Source organism: Rhizobium sp. 768_B6_N1_8 (assembly GCF_051811225.1).
Classification (GTDB): domain Bacteria; phylum Pseudomonadota; class Alphaproteobacteria; order Rhizobiales; family Rhizobiaceae; genus Rhizobium.
In genome coordinates, this window is the sequence record NZ_JBPWPV010000002.1 from 514,676 (window position 1) to 534,031 (window position 19,356).

Annotated in this window: 19 protein-coding genes; 7 read left to right on the top strand and 12 right to left on the bottom strand. The window is 60.4% G+C overall.

Annotation, left to right across the window (positions count from 1 at the left end; translation table 11 throughout):
* Positions 1–14: 14 nt before the first annotated feature.
* The 5 genes from AB8B33_RS26665 to AB8B33_RS26685 form a co-directional block, all read right to left on the bottom strand.
* Positions 15–305 carry a DUF3175 domain-containing protein gene (locus AB8B33_RS26665; protein WP_439017674.1) on the bottom strand — a complete coding sequence of 97 codons (291 nt, stop codon included), beginning with the start codon at positions 303–305 and terminating at the stop codon, positions 15–17.
* A gap of 67 nt (positions 306–372) precedes the next feature.
* Entirely contained in the window at positions 373–687 is a 315-nt protein-coding gene (locus AB8B33_RS26670) for a plasmid stabilization protein (RefSeq protein ID WP_113323702.1), read from the bottom strand.
* 121 nt (positions 688–808) lie between these two features.
* Positions 809–3,532 (bottom strand): response regulator, encoded by a 2,724-nt coding sequence (locus tag AB8B33_RS26675; protein ID WP_439017675.1) that lies wholly within the window; start codon positions 3,530–3,532, stop codon positions 809–811.
* 159 nt (positions 3,533–3,691) lie between these two features.
* On the bottom strand, positions 3,692–3,871 hold the full coding sequence (locus AB8B33_RS26680) for a hypothetical protein (RefSeq protein ID WP_439017676.1): 180 nt from the start codon (positions 3,869–3,871) through the stop codon (positions 3,692–3,694).
* Positions 3,872–4,192: 321 nt separating this feature from the next.
* The gene (locus AB8B33_RS26685; protein ID WP_439017677.1) at positions 4,193–4,528 is read right to left on the bottom strand and encodes a DUF2934 domain-containing protein; all 336 of its coding nucleotides are present in this window, start codon (positions 4,526–4,528) and stop codon (positions 4,193–4,195) included.
* A gap of 171 nt (positions 4,529–4,699) precedes the next feature.
* On the opposite strand from AB8B33_RS26685, the gene AB8B33_RS26690 reads away from it, so the two are divergent.
* From AB8B33_RS26690 to AB8B33_RS26705, 4 genes are all read left to right on the top strand, one after another.
* On the top strand, positions 4,700–4,891 hold the full coding sequence (locus AB8B33_RS26690) for a hypothetical protein (RefSeq protein WP_439017678.1): 192 nt from the start codon (positions 4,700–4,702) through the stop codon (positions 4,889–4,891).
* Positions 4,892–4,894: 3 nt separating this feature from the next.
* Complete coding sequence (gene treZ / locus AB8B33_RS26695) at positions 4,895–6,724, top strand: malto-oligosyltrehalose trehalohydrolase (RefSeq protein ID WP_439017679.1); 1,830 nt, start codon at positions 4,895–4,897, stop codon at positions 6,722–6,724.
* A 76-nt stretch (positions 6,725–6,800) separates the two neighbouring features.
* Positions 6,801–8,264, top strand: coding sequence for a phospholipase D-like domain-containing protein (locus AB8B33_RS26700; RefSeq protein ID WP_439018857.1), 1,464 nt, complete (start codon positions 6,801–6,803; stop codon positions 8,262–8,264).
* A 94-nt stretch (positions 8,265–8,358) separates the two neighbouring features.
* On the top strand, positions 8,359–9,183 hold the full coding sequence (locus AB8B33_RS26705) for an endonuclease/exonuclease/phosphatase family protein (RefSeq protein ID WP_439017680.1): 825 nt from the start codon (positions 8,359–8,361) through the stop codon (positions 9,181–9,183).
* A 14-nt stretch (positions 9,184–9,197) separates the two neighbouring features.
* Here the strand turns inward: AB8B33_RS26705 and tehA are convergent, their stop codons facing one another.
* Positions 9,198–10,154, bottom strand: coding sequence for a dicarboxylate transporter/tellurite-resistance protein TehA (tehA, locus tag AB8B33_RS26710; RefSeq protein WP_439017681.1), 957 nt, complete (start codon positions 10,152–10,154; stop codon positions 9,198–9,200).
* 70 nt (positions 10,155–10,224) lie between these two features.
* Positions 10,225–10,563, bottom strand: a complete 339-nt coding sequence (locus AB8B33_RS26715; RefSeq protein ID WP_113323707.1) for a carboxymuconolactone decarboxylase family protein — start codon at positions 10,561–10,563, stop codon at positions 10,225–10,227.
* A 120-nt stretch (positions 10,564–10,683) separates the two neighbouring features.
* On the opposite strand from AB8B33_RS26715, the gene AB8B33_RS26720 reads away from it, so the two are divergent.
* The gene (locus AB8B33_RS26720) at positions 10,684–11,616 is read left to right on the top strand and encodes an AraC family transcriptional regulator (protein WP_439017682.1); all 933 of its coding nucleotides are present in this window, start codon (positions 10,684–10,686) and stop codon (positions 11,614–11,616) included.
* A gap of 14 nt (positions 11,617–11,630) precedes the next feature.
* Here the strand turns inward: AB8B33_RS26720 and AB8B33_RS26725 are convergent, their stop codons facing one another.
* Positions 11,631–12,536, bottom strand: coding sequence for a LysR family transcriptional regulator (locus tag AB8B33_RS26725; protein ID WP_439017683.1), 906 nt, complete (start codon positions 12,534–12,536; stop codon positions 11,631–11,633).
* A gap of 110 nt (positions 12,537–12,646) precedes the next feature.
* On the opposite strand from AB8B33_RS26725, the gene AB8B33_RS26730 reads away from it, so the two are divergent.
* The gene (locus AB8B33_RS26730) at positions 12,647–13,477 is read left to right on the top strand and encodes an SDR family oxidoreductase (protein ID WP_439017684.1); all 831 of its coding nucleotides are present in this window, start codon (positions 12,647–12,649) and stop codon (positions 13,475–13,477) included.
* Between the two features lie 6 nt (positions 13,478–13,483).
* On the opposite strand, the gene AB8B33_RS26735 is transcribed toward AB8B33_RS26730, so the two are convergent.
* Positions 13,484–14,473: an aldo/keto reductase gene (locus tag AB8B33_RS26735; RefSeq protein ID WP_439017685.1), complete on the bottom strand. Its 990-nt coding sequence runs from the start codon at positions 14,471–14,473 to the stop codon at positions 13,484–13,486.
* Positions 14,474–14,753: 280 nt separating this feature from the next.
* On the opposite strand from AB8B33_RS26735, the gene AB8B33_RS26740 reads away from it, so the two are divergent.
* The gene (locus AB8B33_RS26740; protein WP_439017686.1) at positions 14,754–15,644 is read left to right on the top strand and encodes a LysR substrate-binding domain-containing protein; all 891 of its coding nucleotides are present in this window, start codon (positions 14,754–14,756) and stop codon (positions 15,642–15,644) included.
* A gap of 3 nt (positions 15,645–15,647) precedes the next feature.
* Here AB8B33_RS26740 and AB8B33_RS26745 read toward each other — a convergent pair whose 3' ends face one another.
* The 3 genes from AB8B33_RS26745 to AB8B33_RS26755 all read right to left on the bottom strand — a co-directional run bounded on the left by AB8B33_RS26745 (position 15,648) and on the right by AB8B33_RS26755 (position 19,333).
* Positions 15,648–16,190, bottom strand: a complete 543-nt coding sequence (locus tag AB8B33_RS26745) for a 3'-5' exonuclease (protein WP_439017687.1) — start codon at positions 16,188–16,190, stop codon at positions 15,648–15,650.
* 133 nt (positions 16,191–16,323) lie between these two features.
* The gene (locus AB8B33_RS26750; RefSeq protein ID WP_439017688.1) at positions 16,324–17,403 is read right to left on the bottom strand and encodes an ABC transporter ATP-binding protein; all 1,080 of its coding nucleotides are present in this window, start codon (positions 17,401–17,403) and stop codon (positions 16,324–16,326) included.
* 1 nt (position 17,404) lies between these two features.
* Complete coding sequence (locus AB8B33_RS26755) at positions 17,405–19,333, bottom strand: glycoside hydrolase family 127 protein (protein WP_439017689.1); 1,929 nt, start codon at positions 19,331–19,333, stop codon at positions 17,405–17,407.
* Positions 19,334–19,356 lie beyond the last annotated feature (23 nt).

Consider the following 19,356-nt stretch of genomic DNA (forward strand, 5'->3'; position numbering starts at 1 on the left):
CCCTCGTAATGTCTTTAACGCCTTGTTTCGCGGCCGAAATCCTTGCGAAGTTCGTCCTTCGTCTTTTCAAGTGTGCCCTTCTGCTTCTTCGTCAACTGGTCTCCGGCACGGTTGATGTAGAAATTCAGCATCGACATAGCCGACCGGAAGGGGCTCGATTTGCGCCGGTTGCTGTTTTCGGCCGAGTGTTTCAGGGAAGCGGCGATCTTCTTCGGATCGTTGGATGTGAAGACACCTTCCTTGAGGTCCATGGCGTCACTGTTTTCGGTGACACCCTGTGACCATTTCTGCTTGCTCTTCGCCATTGCGAGTGTCCTTTAGAGCAGCGGCATGCGGCGCGAGGCCACACCGTGCTGGTGTCTGATGGTGCCGTCAGTGATGGGTGGGGTGTTCGTTGCGCTTGCGGGTGGCGGCTGCCTTCTTGGCGGAAGCGGAACGTTCTTCCTTCGAGCGGGATGCGGAGGCGTGGCCGCCGATCCGTCCGCCCTTTTCGGAGGATTCGTTCGTATCCTTCTTGCCGCGCCCGGAGCCTGATTTGTTGCCGCCGCCGCTTTCCTTGTTGACGGTTGCCCATGCACGGCGTTCAGCCTCCCCTTGGGAGACGCCGCGGTCCTCATAGCCTTCCTCGATATGCTCGGCCTTTCTCTTCTGCTTATCGGTATAAGCGGATTTGTCACCTCTCGGCATGGCTGCCTCCTCTGGTTCGAAAGAGGCTCAACCGCTGGCCATCTAAAAAGTTCCGAGGCCGTCCCGGCCGCCGCCCGTTTGGGAAATATCCGCAACTTGAAGGTCCTGACGCAGTCAGGGCCTAGGCAATGGGGCGCTGGCGGGCAGCGGTCTTCACAGCGCGGTCGAGTGCTGCGGTGGTAAACGGCTTTGGTAGCAGCACGGAACCGGAAAAGCGGTTCGCATCCGGCAGATTGCTGTTGCCAGTCGCAAAGACGAGGCCGACCGACGGGAAAGCTTTGCGCGCCAGCGCTGCGAAGGCCGGGCCGGACATGCCCGGCAAGCCGACATCGGCAACGATAATATCTGTATTCGTATCTGCGCTGCGCAGGAGTTCGATGCCCTGTTCTCCGCTGTCGGCTTCGATCACGTCATAGCCGAGATCCCGCAGGATTTCGGCAGTATCCATGCGGATGAAGGCATCGTCCTCGACCAGCAGAAGCTTCAGCCTGGCCTGGACGATCTCGCCCGGTTGCTCGCTGCCCGGCAGCGGTGCCGGGTTAGTATGGCGGCGTTGCGCCTGGTTGACGAGGACGTGGCGGACTTTCCGCGCCAAGGCCTCCCGTGTGTATGGCTTGGACAGGAGCTCCAGGCCAGGATCGAGCCGGCCGCCATGGACGATCGAGTTTTCGGTATAACCTGACGTATAAAGCACGGCGACGTTGGGCAGGCGCTCGCGGGCCATGCGTGCGAGCTCCGGGCTCTTCAGCGGACCAGGCATGACGACGTCGGTAAAAAGCAGGTCGATATGCGCGCCGCTTTCGATCACGGTCAACGCGCTTTGCGCGTCCTTGGCCTTCAGTACGTAATAGCCGAGATCGGTCAGCATCTCGACGACGGTTGCACGCACGCCCTCATCATCCTCGGCGACCAGAATCGTCTCAGTGCCGCCGGTTGCGGGAACGTTGTCGCCAGTTGTGATCCGGTCCTCGCTTTGGAAGGAGCGGGGAAGATAGAGCTTCACCGTCGTACCTTCGCCGATCTCGCTGTAGATCTTCACATGACCACCGGACTGCTTGACGAAACCGTAGACCATGGAAAGGCCGAGACCGGTGCCCTTGCCCTCCGGTTTGGTGGAGAAGAACGGTTCGAAAGCCTGCGCAATGATCTCCGGTGGCATGCCTGAGCCAGTGTCGGTCACAGCGAGCACCACATATTGGCCGGCTGCGACCTCCGGATGAGTGCGGCTATAGGAATCGTCGAGAAAGGCATTTCCCACTTCGATCGTCAGTTTGCCTGCTCCATCCATTGCATCGCGGGAGTTGATCGCAAGGTTCAGCAGTGCGTTCTCGATTTGGATCGGGTCGGCAAAACTGTTCCAGAGCCCGCCGGAGAGCATGGTCTCCACTTCGATTTCCTCACCGAGCGTGCGGCGCAGCATGTCATCCATGGCAGAGACGAGGCGGCCGATATTGATCACCTTCGGCTCCAGCGGCTGGCGGCGGCCGAAGGCGAGAAGCTGGCTGGCGAGCCGCGATCCGCGCTCGACGGCGGATAGCGCGTTGGAGATGCGCTCCTTGGCCCGGCCATTATTCGTCACATCCTTGCCGAGAAGCTGGAGATTGCCTGAAATGACCTGCAGCAGGTTGTTGAAATCGTGCGCGACGCCGCCGGTGAGCTTGCCGATCGATTCCATCTTCTGCGCCTGCTGCAGGGCTGCTTCCGCCTGCTGGCGTTCGAGGATTTCGGCGGCGACACGGACCTCAAGCGTTTCGTTCAGTTTGCGAAGCTGGGCCTCGGCCCCGCGGCGCTGGACGATCTCAAGTTCGGCAGCGCGGATGAGCCGGGCGTTGTCGATTGCGACGGCAGACTGGCCAGCCAGGCTGACGAGGCTTGCCTCTGCAGCATCCGAAAAGCGGGCGGGCTGGCTGTGACCGAAGAACAGCCCGCCAATGACGTTGCCGTCGCGTGACTTGACCGGCACGGCGAGATAGCTGCGCACAGGCAGGTGGCCGCTCGGCATACCGGAATGTGGCGCATTCTGCCCGTAGCGTGGATCAAGCAGGATATCGTCGGAGCGCACGACGCCCTCGCCGCTGAAAGTCGGTGCAAAAACCTTGGTGTTGCGCGGCATCGGAAACTTGTCGAAATGTTTCCGGTCGACACCCGACAGCGCGTAAAGCATGTAACTGCCGCCTTCACCATCATCGACATTGTAGAAGAAGGCGCCGAATTCGGCGCCCGTCAACGCTACCCCTGCATCAACCGCGATCTGTGTCAGGCGATCGACATTGAGTTCGGCGGTAATCGCCGAGCCGGCCCTATTAACGACGGCGAGTGTTGCGGATTTTTCCCGCGCCTCATCCAAAGCGATGCGCTCTCGGTGCTTGGCAAGCACCTGGTCCGTCACTTCCATCGTCGCGCAGAGAATGCCGGCGACCTTGCCGTCATCGTCCCGTAGCGGCGTATAGGAAAAGGTGAACCAGGTGTCTTCCGTCTGTCCCTCGCGCCGCATGGGAACGTGCAGCTCCTTGTAGAGCTGTGACTGACCGTTAAGCGTGGCTTCCACGATCGGCTCGAACTGCGGCCAGATATCCGACCACACCTGCTGAAATGGCTTTCCGAGGGCGGCAGGATGCCGTTCGGGAAAGATCGCGACATAGGCGTCGTTATAGATGAAGGCGAGTTCGGGACCCCAGGCGACGAATTTCGGCTGGCGTGAATTGACAACCATTTCCGCGATATGCCGGAGTGAACTCGGCCATGCTTCGACTGACCCGATCCCTGCAGCATCCAAACCATTCCGGCGCAACAAATTCCCGATTTCGCTATCGCCTTCCGGCCAGCGCCCCCCAACCCGTGCCATCAAAAATCGCTTTCAATCTTACTATGGCATCACCCGAGCCGGGTCTGCCGGTCCACCGTCGACAAAATAGAGGCGTCGGGCAGGAGGGAAAGAGCGAGCTGCAAATATCGTTAACCGAGCAAAGCGTCCGATTACTCGCAAAAAAGCTGTTTATGTTTGTTATTCTTGGTCCAGCTTCTGCGAGGCGATGAAGGCGCGGCTCAGAGCAAAAGAACGAATCTGGATCGGCTTGCGCGGATCGCGAAAAAATACGCCGACTATATTATCAACCAGAAGGATGAGCCCCAGCGCGAAACCGACATAGAGCAAAGCGGCGATCAGAAGAAGCGACATCTCCATCCCTCACACCTGTGCTGGAAAACCCCGGCCGGAGGCCGCAGGAACTGGGATGGCAAGGGCATGGGCGAAATGGTTGTTCACGGCAACTTCCCCTGTTTGCCCATAAACAGCCGGAGGATACTCTTGTTCCCCGTTTCGAGGGGTGGACGCAGCCTTTTTAAAAAGCTGTCCAGACGGACGTTTCATTCGGCTTGTGGTCACCCCCGCATAGAAGCTGGCGCTTCATGAGTTTCTTAGCGCGCAACTAATTCAAACTTATGACAAAAAAAGCTAAGGGGCGCCGCGAAGGCGCCCTTTTCATTGCAATTTGAATATTTTTCTTCAGGAAGCCGACTTGCGTACGGCTGTCCGCTTCGGGGCCGGTTTGACGATGCCGTTGGTCTTTGTGTTTGTTGCCGCCTTCTTGGCAGGTTTCTTGGCTTCGCCGCCATTCGTGACCTCAGCCGCTACTGCCGGTGCCGCCGTCTTGGCTGCCGCCGCCCGCTTCGCTCGAGGTTTCACTTCCTTGCCGTTTGGAGATTTTGAAGCCCCCTTGAGCGTGTCATGCTCGGCCCTTGCTTGTTCCCAATGGATGGAATCCCGTCCCGTCGGGTGTCCCTCTTCTTCCCAGAGGGCATATGCACGTTTCTTTATCCACTCTTCCCGAGTTTCTGCCATCGCTGATCTCCAGTCACAACATGCCGTCGTTCGAACGCGATACCGTTGAAAAGGTTCCAGACTATGGGGCCGGTTTCAAGTGGATTTGCCAAGTAAATTGGGAATATTTTTGCGTTGCAGTATTTATAGGCAATAACTCGTTCTAGTTGCCTTGATATTGGACACCGCTCGATGTCTGAGCTGATCGAGGCTGGCAGCGTCGGCGCTTTCAAGCGTGAAGGCGGGGCCGAGTTTCTGTGCGACGTTCATGGCGGCAATCCGTTGGCTTTCACCCTCAACCGATCGCGCTACGGATTGTTCCTGCCCGTTCGGAACAACCCGCAGCCTCAGGAATTTGATGCTGATGGAAATCACACGGGGTGAGGGATGAACCAGATTTCACAGACAGGCGCGATCACGGAAGGCACGGGACGTTGGGGCGCAGAGCTGCTCGCGGGTGGGGGCGCGCGTTTTCGTCTCTGGACGCAGGGTGAGAATGCGATCTCGCTGCGGCACCGCGACCAGGATATCCCGATGCAGGACGTCGGTGGCGGCTGGTTCGAAGCCACTGTTGCGGAAGCATCCGCCGGCGATCAGTACATGTTCGTCCTCCCTGATGGAAAAGCAGTGCCGGATCCGGCGTCGCGGGCGCAGGCCGGCAACGTGCATGGGCCGTCTCTGATCGTCGATCCAAGCTACCAATGGCAGAATCCGCGCTGGCGCGGCCGTCCCTGGCAAGAGGCCGTCATCAGCGAAATCCATATCGGTGCCTTTACGCCCGAGGGTACGTTCCGGGCTGCGGCGGAGAAGCTGAAGCATCTTGCGGAAATCGGCATCACCGCTGTCGAAGTGATGCCGGTTGCGCAATTTGCCGGCAATCGCGGCTGGGGTTACGATGGTGTGCTGCAGTATGCGCCGCATTCCGCTTATGGCACGCCGGCCGATTTCAAGGCCTTCATCGATACGGCGCATGGCCTCGGCATCATGGTGCTGCTCGACGTCGTCTACAATCATTTCGGACCCGAGGGCAATTATCTTCACAGCTATGCGCCCGGCTTCTTCCACAAAGACCGGGAAACGCCCTGGGGAGCGGCGATCGATTTCGGGCGGGAGCCGGTGCGGCGCTTCTTCATCGAGAACGCGCTCTACTGGATCGGTGAATTCCGGCTGGATGGGCTCAGGCTCGATGCCGTGGAGCAAATCCATGATACCTCTGAAAAGCATGTGCTTTCGGCCATGGCCGAAGAGGTGAAAGCCACCTTCGCCGACAGGCAGGTTCATCTCGTCGTCGAAGACCAGCGCAATCTCGTGGAACTGCTGGTCCGTGACGAGAACGGCGCTCCCAAAGCTTACGAGGCCGAATGGAACGATGATTTCCATCATGTGGCGCACATCATCGCGACCGGCGAAACCATTGGCCACTACAAGCCTTTCGCCGATCAGCTCTGGCATAAGCTTCGCCTGGCGCTTCAGCATGGCTTCATCTATCCGGATCGAACCGATCCGCCGGAACTCCCTGTCGGCGATCGTCGCTACCTGCCGCCGACCGCCTTTGTCGATTTCCTGCAGAACCACGACCAGATCGGCAACCGCGCTTTCGGCGAGCGGCTGGTGAGCCTTTCCGATCCCGATATGCTGGACGCGCTGACAGCGATACTCCTGCTCTCACCGCACATTCCCTTTCTCTTCATGGGGGAGGAGTATGGGGAGAGGCAGCCCTTCTATTTCTTCACCGATTACGCGGGTGAGCTCGCCAAAATAGTCCGCGAGGGTCGTATGGCGGAAGCCGAGGGTTTCGGCGGATTGAAAGCCGGTAGGATCGCGGCCGATCTGCCCGATCCGAACGCCCTTTCGACTTTCGAGAATTCGAAACTCGGCTGGCAATGGCGGGAGAACGAAGAAGGGCGGAAAAGCCTGGCTTTCGTCGCTGAGCTCCTGAAGCTGCGCAAGACCTATATCGTGCCGCTGCTGCGGCAGAGCTGGGCCATCGAGAGCGGCGCGCTTGAGGCGTCCGAAGGGACGGTCGCCATTTGGTGGAAGTTTGCGAATTTGACCTTGGCGTTGCGCGCCAATTTGTCGGGGCAGGGGATGGTCTTGCCGTCGGTCGCCGGGACGGTAATCTACGAGCGCTACGGCAAGGAAGCAAAGCCTGCCGAGAATGGCGCGCTGCCGCCGCATTCCGTCGTCTTTGCCATCGATATTGAGCCGGCAAATTAAGCATCTGAAAATTTCGCGCTGGGAGCGGGCCGCGTACTGATTGAACGCAGACGATTCGCGGCTATATCCTGTGGCGATGTTCCAACTGCTGTCGACCTACTGGCCGCATATCCTCTTCGTCATCTCCATTGCCATGGGGGCAGCGGCGGCGATCCACGCCACCATGACCAAGGAAGAGGTCCGGGCCGCGACCGGCTGGGTGGGTGTGATCCTCCTCTCGCCGATCATCGGCGCGCTGCTTTACATGATTGCCGGCATCAACCGTATCCGCCGCAAGTCGCTGAGCCTTCGCCGCGACGCGTTGCTGCCTGCCGCCGATCTGGACGAGCTCGAAAAGTTTGACGCAGAGACCGATGCAGTCATCAGCCAGTTCGGCCGGCGTTTTGCTGCCCTGCAGACGCTCGGCGATCGCGTCACGCGCTATCCGTTGACGACGGGCAATACGATCGACATGCTGGAAAATGGCGACGAAGCCTATGCGGCGATGAAGACCGCAATCGAGGGCGCCGAGCGCAGTATCCTGCTGGAAACCTATATTTTCGACCGTGACAGGATCGGGCTGCGCATCGCCGATGCGCTGATTGCAGCCGTCAAGCGCGGCGTGGAAGTGCGCGTGCTGATCGATGCGGTTGGTGCGCGCTATTCGGTGCCGAGCATTCTCGGATACCTGAAGGACGGCGGCGTGACCGTCGATGTCTTCAATGGCAATGTCATCATGGGCCTGAGGTTGCCCTACGCAAACCTGCGCACACACCGCAAGATCCTGATCGCGGATGGAAAGATCGCACTGACGGGTGGCATGAATATCCGCGAAGGCTTCAGCGAGGAGGCGGTCGGCGGAAGTTTTGCCCATGACACGCATTTCAGCGTCAGCGGCCCGGCGGTTGCCGATCTCTTCGACGTCGCGGCCGAGGACTGGCGTTTCACGACAGGCGAAGTTCTGAACAGTGAAGTCTGGCGCGGCGACCGACTGGAGCGCAAGCGTGGCGATCCGGTCTTCTTGCGCGTCGTCGCTTCCGGACCGGACCGGAGCGTGGAGACGAACCATAAGATGCTGATAGGTGCCTTTTCCGTAGCGCGCCAGTCGATCCGGATCATGTCGCCTTACTTTCTGCCGGATCGGGAGTTGATCAGTGCGCTGACGACGGCAGCCCGGCGTGGCGTGGAGGTTGATATCGTTGTGCCTGCCGCCAACAATCTCGTTCTGGTCGACCGGGCGATGACGGCGCAGTTCGACCAGATCGTCAAGAATTACTGCCGCATTTGGCGTTCGACCGGCAGCTTCAGCCATTCCAAGCTTCTCTCTATCGACGGAACCTGGGCCTATGTCGGTTCCTCCAATCTCGATCCGCGCTCGCTGCGGCTGAATTTCGAAGTCGATCTCGAAGTGCTGAATGCCGGCTTTGCTGCCGAAATCGATGAGCGCATCGACGATGCCATCAAGTCCGCCACGCCGGTTACGCTCGAGGGGCTGTGGTCGCGGCCCTTCCTGGTGCGGCTCCTCGAAAAGGTGCTGTGGCTGGGTTCCCCATATCTTTGACAGAGTTTTCGTGATTGCGGCATGGCAAGTTTTGCTGCGCTGCCTATAATCCTGAAAAAGAGCTTTTCGAGCAATGGAGCCGGCGTTCCTTCCGATGCAAGTCAAGAAGAAAGACAGTCTGCCCGCCAGTATCATCGCTTCCATCAAGAATAGGAAGAAGCGCGTTGAGACCTGGCGTGCGGGGCCGAAACCGCGCAATGACGGTACGCTGATCGCCTCCTACAATGTCCATAAATGCGTCGGCACTGACCGACGCTTCGATCCGGAACGCACGAGCCGTGTCATCCATGAGATCGATGCCGATGTGATCGCACTGCAGGAAGCCGATACACGCTTTGGCGAACGGACCGGCATTCTCGATCTCGCCCGGCTGGAGCGCGAGACCGGGCTGGTGCCGGTTCCGATCCCGGGTGTGACGAAGGCGCATGGCTGGCACGGCAATGTCGTGCTTGTCCGCAAAGGTCTGGTGCATGATGTGCATCAGGTGAAGCTGCCGGGGCTGGAACCACGCGGCGCGCTGGTTGCGGAAATAGAGCTCGAAGCTGGCGGAACGCTGCGCATCATCGCTGCCCATTTCGGCCTGCTGCGGCATTCGCGGGCGCAACAGGCAAAGACGCTGGTTGATCTCATCAGTGACCGTCACGAAATGCCGACCATCCTGCTTGGCGATCTCAACGAATGGCGGCTCGGCGACCGCTCGTCCCTCAATACCTTCCAGATGGCATTCGGTCCGCTGCCGCCCGCCGTTCCGAGCTTTCCTGCCGGCTTGCCGGTCCTGGCGCTCGACCGCATCATTGCCAACCGGAAAGGTATCATCTCCGCCGTGGAGGTGCATGACACTCCACTTGCCCGCATGGCGTCCGACCACCTGCCGATCAAGGCGGTGGTCGATCTGCAGCAGGAAGTGGCAAGGGTTTAGCGCTGTGCAGGCTCTCAGGCCCGGACGGGAGCGGGAAGAAGCTTGCCTCTCACCAGCAGCCAGAGCGTTCCGACTGCAATGATCGCAAGCGCGATGTTGACCAGCACGAAGATAACGGGCGCAAGCTCGCTGATCGCGCCGGTGTCGCCGCGTGCCGTCATGCGCAGTGCTGCTGTCGAAAGCGCAGTAAGGCCGAAGGTGAAGGCCCAATAAGAGCCGGCGAAAGGTTGTTGCATGATCCAGGGCAGCTGGCGGCCGATGATCAGGACCTGCAGGATGGCGTAGCCGAACATGGCATGCGCGAACATATCGGGCATGCCGGTCGTCACACTCAGATAGGCGGCGCTGCCGACGGCGGGCGGGGCAAGCTGGATGCCCAGAGTCGGGCGCAGCGGTGCGGCTAGCTCCGGCGCCATCAGCAGCCGGTGCAACAAGACGGATTCGATCGCCAGCCAGGAAAAGAGACCGGCGCCGAAGGCGAGCTGGCCCCAGTCGGAATAACCAAGCGTGCCTGCAGCGATGGCGGTGACGAAAGAACCGGCAACAGTCGGCAGATAAAGAACCGGCGTGTTGGTCACCGGATCACGCCCACCACGCCAGAGCAGACCGGTTCGCCACAGCAGGAAAAACAGGGTGATGGCGAATCCCGCCAGAGCCAGAACTTCAGTTGCGATGCGCGAATAAGGAAGGATCGCAAGTCCCGCCAGCATGGTCGCGACGCCGATCAGACCGACGAAGCAGCACTGGATGGGATGTTCAAGTTCCGCCGTCACCTCCTTCGGCGCGACAAACCATTTCGCGGCGTAGAGGAGGATGAGGACGAGCCAGATGGCAAAGCCAAGAAGGCTGATGGCTTCGCCCACGCTGGCCGGAACCGGCCAGATGGCTGCGGCCGCGCGCCAGCTGTTGCCGAGCCCGACAACGCCAAGAACAATGCCAAAGAATGCAGCGGGTATGCGGGGGAGCGACATGTTCGTTTCTCCGGATTGGTCCGGCAGGGTCATGCCCTGCCGGTGCGGCAAGCGGTTCACTTTGGATGTTTTACTTTGCAATGGCGTCGGCAGCGTCCATCACGCGGGCCGAATAGACAAGAGCCGCACCGGCATTAACGGAGATCGCGACACCGAGGGCCTCAGCAATTTCCTCCTTGGTGGCGCCGACTTTCTGGGCTTCGGTCGTATGTACGGCAATACAGCCATCGCAACGGACGGTGACGGCGACGGCAAGGGCGATCAGCTCGCGCTGCTTGGCGTCGAGATGGTTGGTCTTCTGTCCGGCGGTCGAAAGGGTTTGATAGCCTTTGATCGTCTCTGGCACGATCCTGGCGATTTCGCCGATCCGGCCCAGGAGTTCGCCGCGATATTCCTTCCAATCCAACATGAAAATCATTCCTTCTCATATCAGCGACGGCGTGATTGCCTCGGCTGTCGGAAGTGACTATGACCTTCAAAGATGATAGTTTGAATGCTCAAAAAAGTCATTTTCTAGCGCGATCGTCTCATGGATGTTTTAAGCCGCCTTATCGAACTCGCCCGCCTGCAGCCGACGCTCGACATTCGCTGCCGGCTGCAGGGCGCGTTTCATATCGACCACGAACCCGTTGCAGCAGGTACGCTACCGTTTCATCTGATCCTCGGCGGCGATTGTCTCATTCACCTCGGCTCCGGTCGTGAAATCACCTTGGGCTCCGGCGATTTCCTGCTGCTGCCGCGCGGGGATGCGCATACGATCGTTGGCTTGCGGCCACGCGGCGAAGCACAGCCCCTGCGCATCGCCGCGGGTGGCATGCTGCCTTTGCGCGAAAACGGCGAAGGCGAGGCCGATGTCGACCTGCTCTGTGGTCATTTCGATTGCGCGCCGGGATCGGCTGCCTTGCTGCTCGATAGCCTGCCTGACGTCTTTCACGTATCGCTCACCGAAGAGTCGGAGGAGCTGCTGAAGACGTTGGTCGCCTTGCTCTATAGGGAGACCGCTGAAGAGAGGCCGGGAGCTTTGGCGATCATCACCGCGACCTGTCTCTCGCTTTTCATCATGGCGGTGAGGGCGGGCAAGGTCTCGCCCGTCGCGTCCACGGGGCTGCTGCAATTGCTTGGGGATGCCAGGCTCGGCAAATCCGTCGTGGCAATGATGTCCTCGCCGGCCTTTGGCTGGACGATCGATGATCTTGCCCGTCATTCGGCCATGTCGCGGGCTACCTATGCCCGGCAATTTCGCGAGCGCGCGGGAATGACGGTCGGCGCGTTCCTGACCGATATCAGGATGATGCTGGCGAGTGACCTGCTGCTCAGGACGCGCCGAACGGTTGCAGATATCGCTGCAGAGGTCGGTTATGAATCGGAAGCCGCCTTCGGCAAGGCTTTCAAGGCAAGACGCGGCATAACGCCGGCCCGCTTCCGCTCTGCGGAGCAGACAAGACAGAGTGGGCAGGGGTGATGCGCGCGGGGAGGCTAAGCACCTTGTCGCTCGACTTCGGTCAGCACGGATATGAAAGCCCTGAGGCTTTGCGGCACATGCCTGTGACCGGGATAATAGAGGCAGAGTCCGGGGATCGACGGACACCAGTCGTCAAGCACAGAGATAATCTCACCGCTGGCAAGATAGGGCCCCGCGACCCTTTCCGGCACATAGGCGATGCCGAGCCCTTTGGCCGCCGCTTCTGCCATCAGTTCTACGTGATCGAGCGTGAGCGCACCCGATACCTCGACAGTCACTTCTTGGCCGTGTTTCTCAAATTCCCAGCGGTAGAGTTTGCCGCTCGGCATACGCAGGCGGATGCAGCGGTGTCGCTTGAGGTCCTCAGGCGTCTTCGGTCGCTTGTGGTTTTTCAAGTAGGCTGATGAGGCAACCGCGAGGAAACGTGCCTCGCCGCCGAATTCGACCGCTATCATATCAAGCGGCACGGATTCCCGCAGGCGGATGCCGGCATCGAAGCCGTCGCCGACAATATCGACCAGTCGGTTTTCGGTGACGATATCGAGCGATATCCCCGGATAGCGTTCGAGAAAGAGAGGAATGGTGGCATTCAACAGCACGCGGGCGGCAATTTCGCTGGCGTTGATGCGTAGCGTACCGCTCGGCTGTCCGCCGAATTCGCCGACCGCATCGAGCGCCAGATCGAGATCGCGCAAGACCGGCTTCAGCCTGTCGAGAAGCATTTTGCCGGCTTCGGTGGCCGCGACGCTGCGTGTCGTGCGATGCAGCAGGCGCACGCCCATCCGCGCCTCCATATTGCGCATCATGTGGCTCAGCGTCGAAGGCGACAGGCCGAGTTCACCGGCCGCCTTGCGAAAGCTGCTGTGGGTGACGATTGCCGAGAAGGCATTGAGGTCATCAAGTGTCGGTCGATAACTCATGGGTATTTTTCAACAGCTCATGCAGATTTGAACGGATTATCACATCAATAAACGTCTCTATCTTTGCTGTCATCAAGCCGCGATCCAGCGGCGTCAGAAAGGTAGAGACGATGACAAAGACATGGTTCATCACTGGCACATCCTCCGGTTTCGGCCGGATCATGACCGAGAAGCTGCTGGCGCGCGGCGACCGCGTCGCCGCAACCTTGCGCAAGCGCGAAGCCCTGGCTGAGCTTGAAGCGCAGTATGGCGAGCGGCTCTGGGTCGCGACCCTCGATGTCACCGATGACCGGGCCGTTCATGCAGCCGTCGACGCCGCCTTCGAACAGATGGGACGCATCGATGTCGTTGTCAGCAATGCCGGCTATGGCCTGTTCGGCGCCTCCGAAGAGGTGAGCGATGCACAGATCCGCCATCAGATTGATACCAACCTGATCGGCTCCATTCAGGTGATCCGGGCGGCCTTGCCGCATCTGCGTCAGCAGGGCGGTGGTCGCATCCTGCAGGTCGCTTCGGAAGGCGGGCAGATCGCCTATCCGAATTTCAGTCTCTACCACGCGACCAAATGGGGGATCGAAGGCTTCATCGAGGCTGTGGCGCAAGAGGTCGCCCCCTTCGGCATCGACATCATCATTGCTGAACCGGGGCCGGCGGGCACGGATTTTGGCGCCGGCCTCGTCAGGCCGCAGCAGATGGATATCTATGAGGACACGCCGGCCGGCCAGGTACGCAGGGCAATTGCTGACGGCTCGTTCAAGATCCTGGGCGACCCCGTGAAGATGACCGACGCGATGATCGCGGCGGCCGAAAAACAACCGGCCCCCAAAAGGCTTGCGCTCGGCAGCACGACCTATCAGTCGATCCGCAAGGCGTTGAACGAGCGGCTTGCCGAGCTGGAAGCGCAGAAGGACATCACGCTGTCGACCGACATCGACGCGTGAACACCCTCAGCGATCGATCGTCGACATGATCGTGTCGTTATAGCGCTTGCCCGAGACCTTGCCGGGGGCAAGCGCTTCATCGAGCGCCTTCATCTGCTCGGCATTGAGCGCGATGGAGGCGGCGGCGATATTGTCTTCCAGATAGGTGCGGCGCTTGGTACCGGGGATCGGCACGAAGTCGCTGCCCTTGTGCAGGATCCAGGCGATCGCCACTTGGCCGGGCTTGACGCCGAGCGCGGATGCGACCGAACGCACCGCCTCGGCTGCGCGGACGTTCGCATCGTAGTTCTCGCCCTGATAGCGTGGGTCGCCGCGGCGGAAATCGCCTTCCGGATACTCTTCGGCGCGCTTGACCTCGCCGGTCAGGAAGCCGCGGCCGAGCGGGCTGAAGGGCACAAGGCCGATGCCGAGTTCCCTCAACGCCGGAATCACGTCGGCTTCCAGATTGCGCTCCCACAGCGAATATTCGCTTTGCACGGCCGACACTGGGTAGACGGCGTGGGCGCGGCGAATATTGGCGACACCGGCTTCGGAGAGGCCGAAGTAGCGAACCTTGCCTTCCTTGACAAGCTCGGCGACCGTGCCGGCGACATCTTCCATCGGGACAGCCGGATCGACGCGGTGCTGGTAGATGAGGTCGATGTGGTCGGTGGCAAGACGCTTGAGCGAGCCTTCGACGGCACTGCGAATGGTTTCCGGCCGGCTGTCACGCTCGGCGCCAACCTGCTTGCCGTCTTTCAGGCGGAAGCCGAATTTCGTGGCCAGCGTCACCTCGTCACGACGGCCCTTGAGAGCTCGACCGAGAAGTTCCTCATTCTTATAGGGGCCGTAAACCTCGGCCGTATCGAGGAAAGTGCAGCCGAGCTCGATGGCGCGGTGAAGGGTTGCGATGGATTCCGTCTCATCAGCCGGGCCGTAGGACTGGCTCATGCCCATGCATCCGAGGCCGATGGCCGATACTTCAAGTCCCTGGCTGCCGAGTTTGCGCTTCTGCATCGTGATGCTCCTGCTTCTCAAATAAGGAGAGGTCTATATAGACCTCGGTGCAGTATTATGAATGCGCGAAAATCCCGATAAGCTGCGTGAGCGTTCAGCAGTCCCGGCGCTGCCGGTTGTCTTTGCCGTCCGATGCGAAGGTGACAAGGCGAATGGCATCCATCAGGATGGAGACGATTTGCTTCCACATGGCTTCACTCCTTTTCCTGTTGTTCTCCTCCCCTTGCGCCCGGTCTTCAAACGAGCTTATCGTTGACTTCGGATGACTTGAGGTTATGGGATGAAACGTGGTCGGCTGCCACTGACGGCATTGCGAAGCTTCGAGGTCGCCGGACGGCTCGAGAGCTTCACGCTTGCGGCCGAGGAGCTGTTCATCTCGCAGGCAGCCGTCAGCCGGCAGATCCGCGAGCTGGAACAGCTACTGGGTGAGCCGCTCTTTGAGCGGCGCCATCGAAGTGTCATCCTGACGGGACGCGGTCGGAAGCTGCTTGCCGTGCTCACTCCTTCCTTCGACCGGATCGATGAGTGCCTGGAGGATATCCGTAGAGCTTCAGTGTCTGCGGATCTGAAAGTCAGCGTCGAACCTTCCTTTGCCGCTTGCTGGCTCGTGCCACGGCTGCCGGAATTTCGCAAACTTCATCCTGACGTCGAGATATCGCTCGATGCTGATCCGCGGACGATCGAATTCCGTACCGGGCAGGCGCAGATCGCGATCAGGCACAGCGCCACCGTCACCGCATGGCCACGGACAGAAAGCCGGCACCTGATCGATGTCCGGATGCTGCCGGTGATCGCCTCCGATCTTCTGGAGCGTGGCCCACCGATCTCCTCTCCGCATGACATTTTTACTTACGGGCTTTTGCATGAGGAAACCCGCGACGCCTGGAGCCGGTGGTTCGAGGCGGCCGGCATCGCCATGCCCGAGACGGCGAGGGGGCCAGTCTATGCTGATGACGGGCTCGTTCTGCAGGCGGCGCTGCGCGGCCAGGGCGTTGCACTCCTGGATGAAGCCTTTGCCGAGGAGGAAGTCCGGGCTGGCCGCTTGCGTCAGCTCTTCGACGTCGCTGTTCCGAATGGCGCCTACTGGCTGGTTGCCCGCAGCTTCGACCGTCTTGCGCCCCCGGCTGCGGATTTTGCGCGCTGGGTGACCGAGAGCTTTCACAAACGCTGACCTCTACCCGCCTGTCGCCATCCGCTTCTTGGCAGCCTCGCGGACAAGCTTCCATCGGGTAAGCTCAAGCGCGGCGTCCGCCAATGCGCGATGCGCTGGGATTGCCGCTTTGCTTTCCTCGACGATGCCGTCGATGAGCTTCGATAGCTCTGTTTCCGTGATGGTCGCTCCTGCTAATTCACGCGCCGCGGCCATAAAGGCGTCACGTGATTTGCCGAGCCGGAGGGCATGCCGAGGAAAGCCGGCGGCGCGCAGGAGAACGCTCAGCCATTTCCCATCCCACGACGGGGCGCTCGCATAGAGATCGTGCCCGGTCAAAACCTCGACCATTTCACTGGCGACCTGCTCTACCGGCACGCCCTCCGATGCAAGCAACTCCCGAGAAATCCCATGGATTGCTTCCGCATCGGCCGCCCAGTCGTCCCAGTCGGCGGCGGGACGGATCAGGGCCGAGCGCGCGCGACCGTCCTCGAACACCCAGGCAATTTCGATGGGAACACTTTTCTTGCTGAGGGACGAGGCCTCGAAATCCAGGAAAACGATCAATGCAACGCGACAGGCGGGTGCTGTCCTCCAGCGAAAGACTTGTCCCGGTCGACCGGTGCTCATCGCCTCGAAATCTATTCAAGCTTTTGGGACCGGTTCGAGCGAACAGGACGCAGCCTATAGCTGCCTGCGTTTATTTGTCGAGCCGCATGCCATTGGCATCAAAGATGTGCAGATCGGCGGGATCGCAGGTGAAGGCGAGTTGGCTGCCGGTCTCAATGTCAACCGCTCCTCTGTATTCGACCGTCAAAGGCTGGCCGTCGCCAAGCTGGCAATAGAGGAATTGCGTGCCGCCGAGATACTCGTCGAAATCGACTCTCGCCCGCAACACGTCATCCTCCGGTCCCGAGACGATGCTCAGATGCTCCGGCCGCGCGCCGAGAGTGATCTTCTGGCCCGCCGCTAATCCAGCGCCGCCGATCGGCGAACGAATGCGATTTCCGGCCGCCAGGATGGTGCCGTCACCTGTCCAGCTCGCCTCGAGCAGGTTCATGCGCGGCGAGCCGATGAAGCCCGCGACGAAGACATTGTTCGGCCGTTCATAGATCTCGCGCGGCGTTCCCGATTGTTCGATATGCCCATCACGAAGCACGACGATCTTGTCGGCGAGTGTCATCGCTTCGGTCTGGTCGTGCGTTACATAGATCATCGTATTGCCGAGCTCGCGATGGAGTCTCGCGATTTCGATGCGCATGGAGACGCGCAGTTCCGCGTCGAGGTTCGACAACGGTTCGTCGAAAAGGAAGACATCCGGCTTGCGGACAATCGCGCGACCGATTGCTACGCGCTGCCGCTGGCCGCCGGAGAGCTGGCCCGGCCGGCGATCGAGGAGGTGATCGATCTTCAGGATCGCCGAGGCCGCCTTCACGCGGGCCTCGATTTCCGATGCCTGCGTTCTTGCCATCTTCAGGCCGAAGGCGAGGTTTTCGCGCACACTCATATGCGGATAGAGCGCGTAAGACTGGAAGACCATGGCGATGCCGCGATCGGAGGGATCGAGATCGGTGACGTTGCGTCCCTTGATCTCGATCTCGCCGTCGGTGACATCCTCCAGCCCTGCGATCATGCGCAAGAGCGTCGATTTTCCGCATCCCGAAGGGCCGACGAAGACGACGAAGGATCCCTCGGAAATGGTTAGGTCAATGCCATGGATGACTTCCAGATTTCCGAAACTCTTGCGAATTTCGGTCAACACGACGCCCGTATCCGCCATGTTATTCACCGCGCGCCTCGCCCGCTCTGACCCAGACGAGCATCTCGCCCGGTTCACGATTGTCCCAGAAAGGATAGGGCACGAAACGCGCGCTCGCCTGTTTTGCGGCAGGCGGAGACGTACGGTAGAGCGCAGAGCCCCAATCTGCCGTGTCGCGGCTGACGGGAAGGTCGAGCGCGACGGCGCCGCGAAGGCCGGCAATTTCTGATGTCTTCGCCTGCGAGACATCGGCGGAAAGGGTAATGCCATGCAGCCCCTCGCCATTGTCTGTTTCTTCGACGCAATAGACGAGCGGACCGCGCATCAGCGCCGTGCGGCCGGCATCCTGGCGGACCAGTGGATTGGCAAAGAGCTTGCGGGCAGCCAGCGGGATCGACAGATCGACCTTGTCGCCGCTCTTCCAATCCCGTTCGATCCGGGCATAGCCGTCCGTTAGCACGGATGCCAGATCGAGCTTTTCGCCGTTGATGGAAAGCGTTGCACCCTCCGCCCATTCCGGAATGCGCAGCGACAGCGCGAAATGCGCGGGACGGTCGAGCGTCAGGTCGAAATGGATCGCGCCATCCCAGGGATAGCGGGTCTGTTGCGAAAGCTCGACCTTGGCGCCGGCGAGATCGAAGCGTGCCTTGCTTTCCCCGTAGAGATGGACGGCAATTTCATCCTCGGCGATCGCATACATGTAGGAGCCGACTGAGGCGAGCAGACGGGCGATGTTCGGCGGGCAGCAGGGGCAATGGTGCCATATCCAGCGGTGATGCTTGCCCGCGCTTTCCAACGGGTTCTCATAGAAGAAACGGGTGCCGTCGAGTGAAAGGCCGGCCATGGCGCCATTGTAGAGCGCTTGCTCCATGATATCGGCATAGCGCCGGTTCGGACCGCGGCCGAGCATACGGTTTGCCCAGAAGACGAGGCCGACCGAAGCGCAGGTCTCGGCATAGGCGCTTTCATTCGGCAGGTCGTAATAGTCGGTAAAACCTTCATTGGATGCGGCTGGGCCGATGCCGCCGGTGACGTACATCTGCTTGGTCGTCAGATCGTCCCAGAGGGTTTCGAGTGCAGCCGTCAACGTGTCGTCATTATATTCGGTGGCGATATCGGCCATGCCCGCAAAGAGATACATGGCGCGCACCGCGTGGCCGACGACCTTCTTCTGCTCGCGCACCGGCAGATGCGCCTGGCCATATTCATAGGTCTTCTGGTGGAAGTCGGCGGCACTCCGGCCATCACGTGCCGCTTCGTCGGTGAAGAAATGCGGTTCGGTGCCGCGCTCGTCGATGAAGAACTTCGAGAGATCCAGATATTTCTTTTCGCCGGTGACGCGCGCGAGCTTGACCAGGGCAAGTTCCACCTCTTCGTGGCCGCAATAGCCGGGCATCTGGCCGGGGCCATGGCCGAAGACGGTGATCAGGTAATCTGCATAGCGGCTCATGATGTCGAGCAGCTTTTTCTTGCCGGTCGCCTGGTAATAGGCGACAGCGCCTTCGATCAGGTGACCGGCGCAATAAAGTTCGTGATGGTCGCGCAGGTTTGTCCAGCGCCGGCCGGGCTGCACGCGCTGGAACCAGGCATTCAGATAGCCGTCCTTGTCCTGCAGCTTCTCATACATGTCGATGATCTCATCGACGCGAGCTTCGAGCTTCGCATTGGGCCGCCGATACAGCGAATAGGCGACGGTCTCGATCGACTTGCCGAGATCGCTGTCCCAGAACATCTGCGTCGTGCCGCCCCAAGGGCCAATTGGAATAACCACGCCGGGGCTTGGCTGGGTCACGTCGATCGCCTGCAGCATGCCCGCCTCGACACAGCGGTCGAGCAGCGTTTCGGCGGTGGAATCGCAGATCGCATCCTGGCGATCGCCAAACAGGCCCTGCAACTCGACGCTCGGCACGGGCAGGGGACGGAACTGGCGGTCTCTCTTCAGCTTATTCATGGCTTCATCCATTTCGTTGAAAG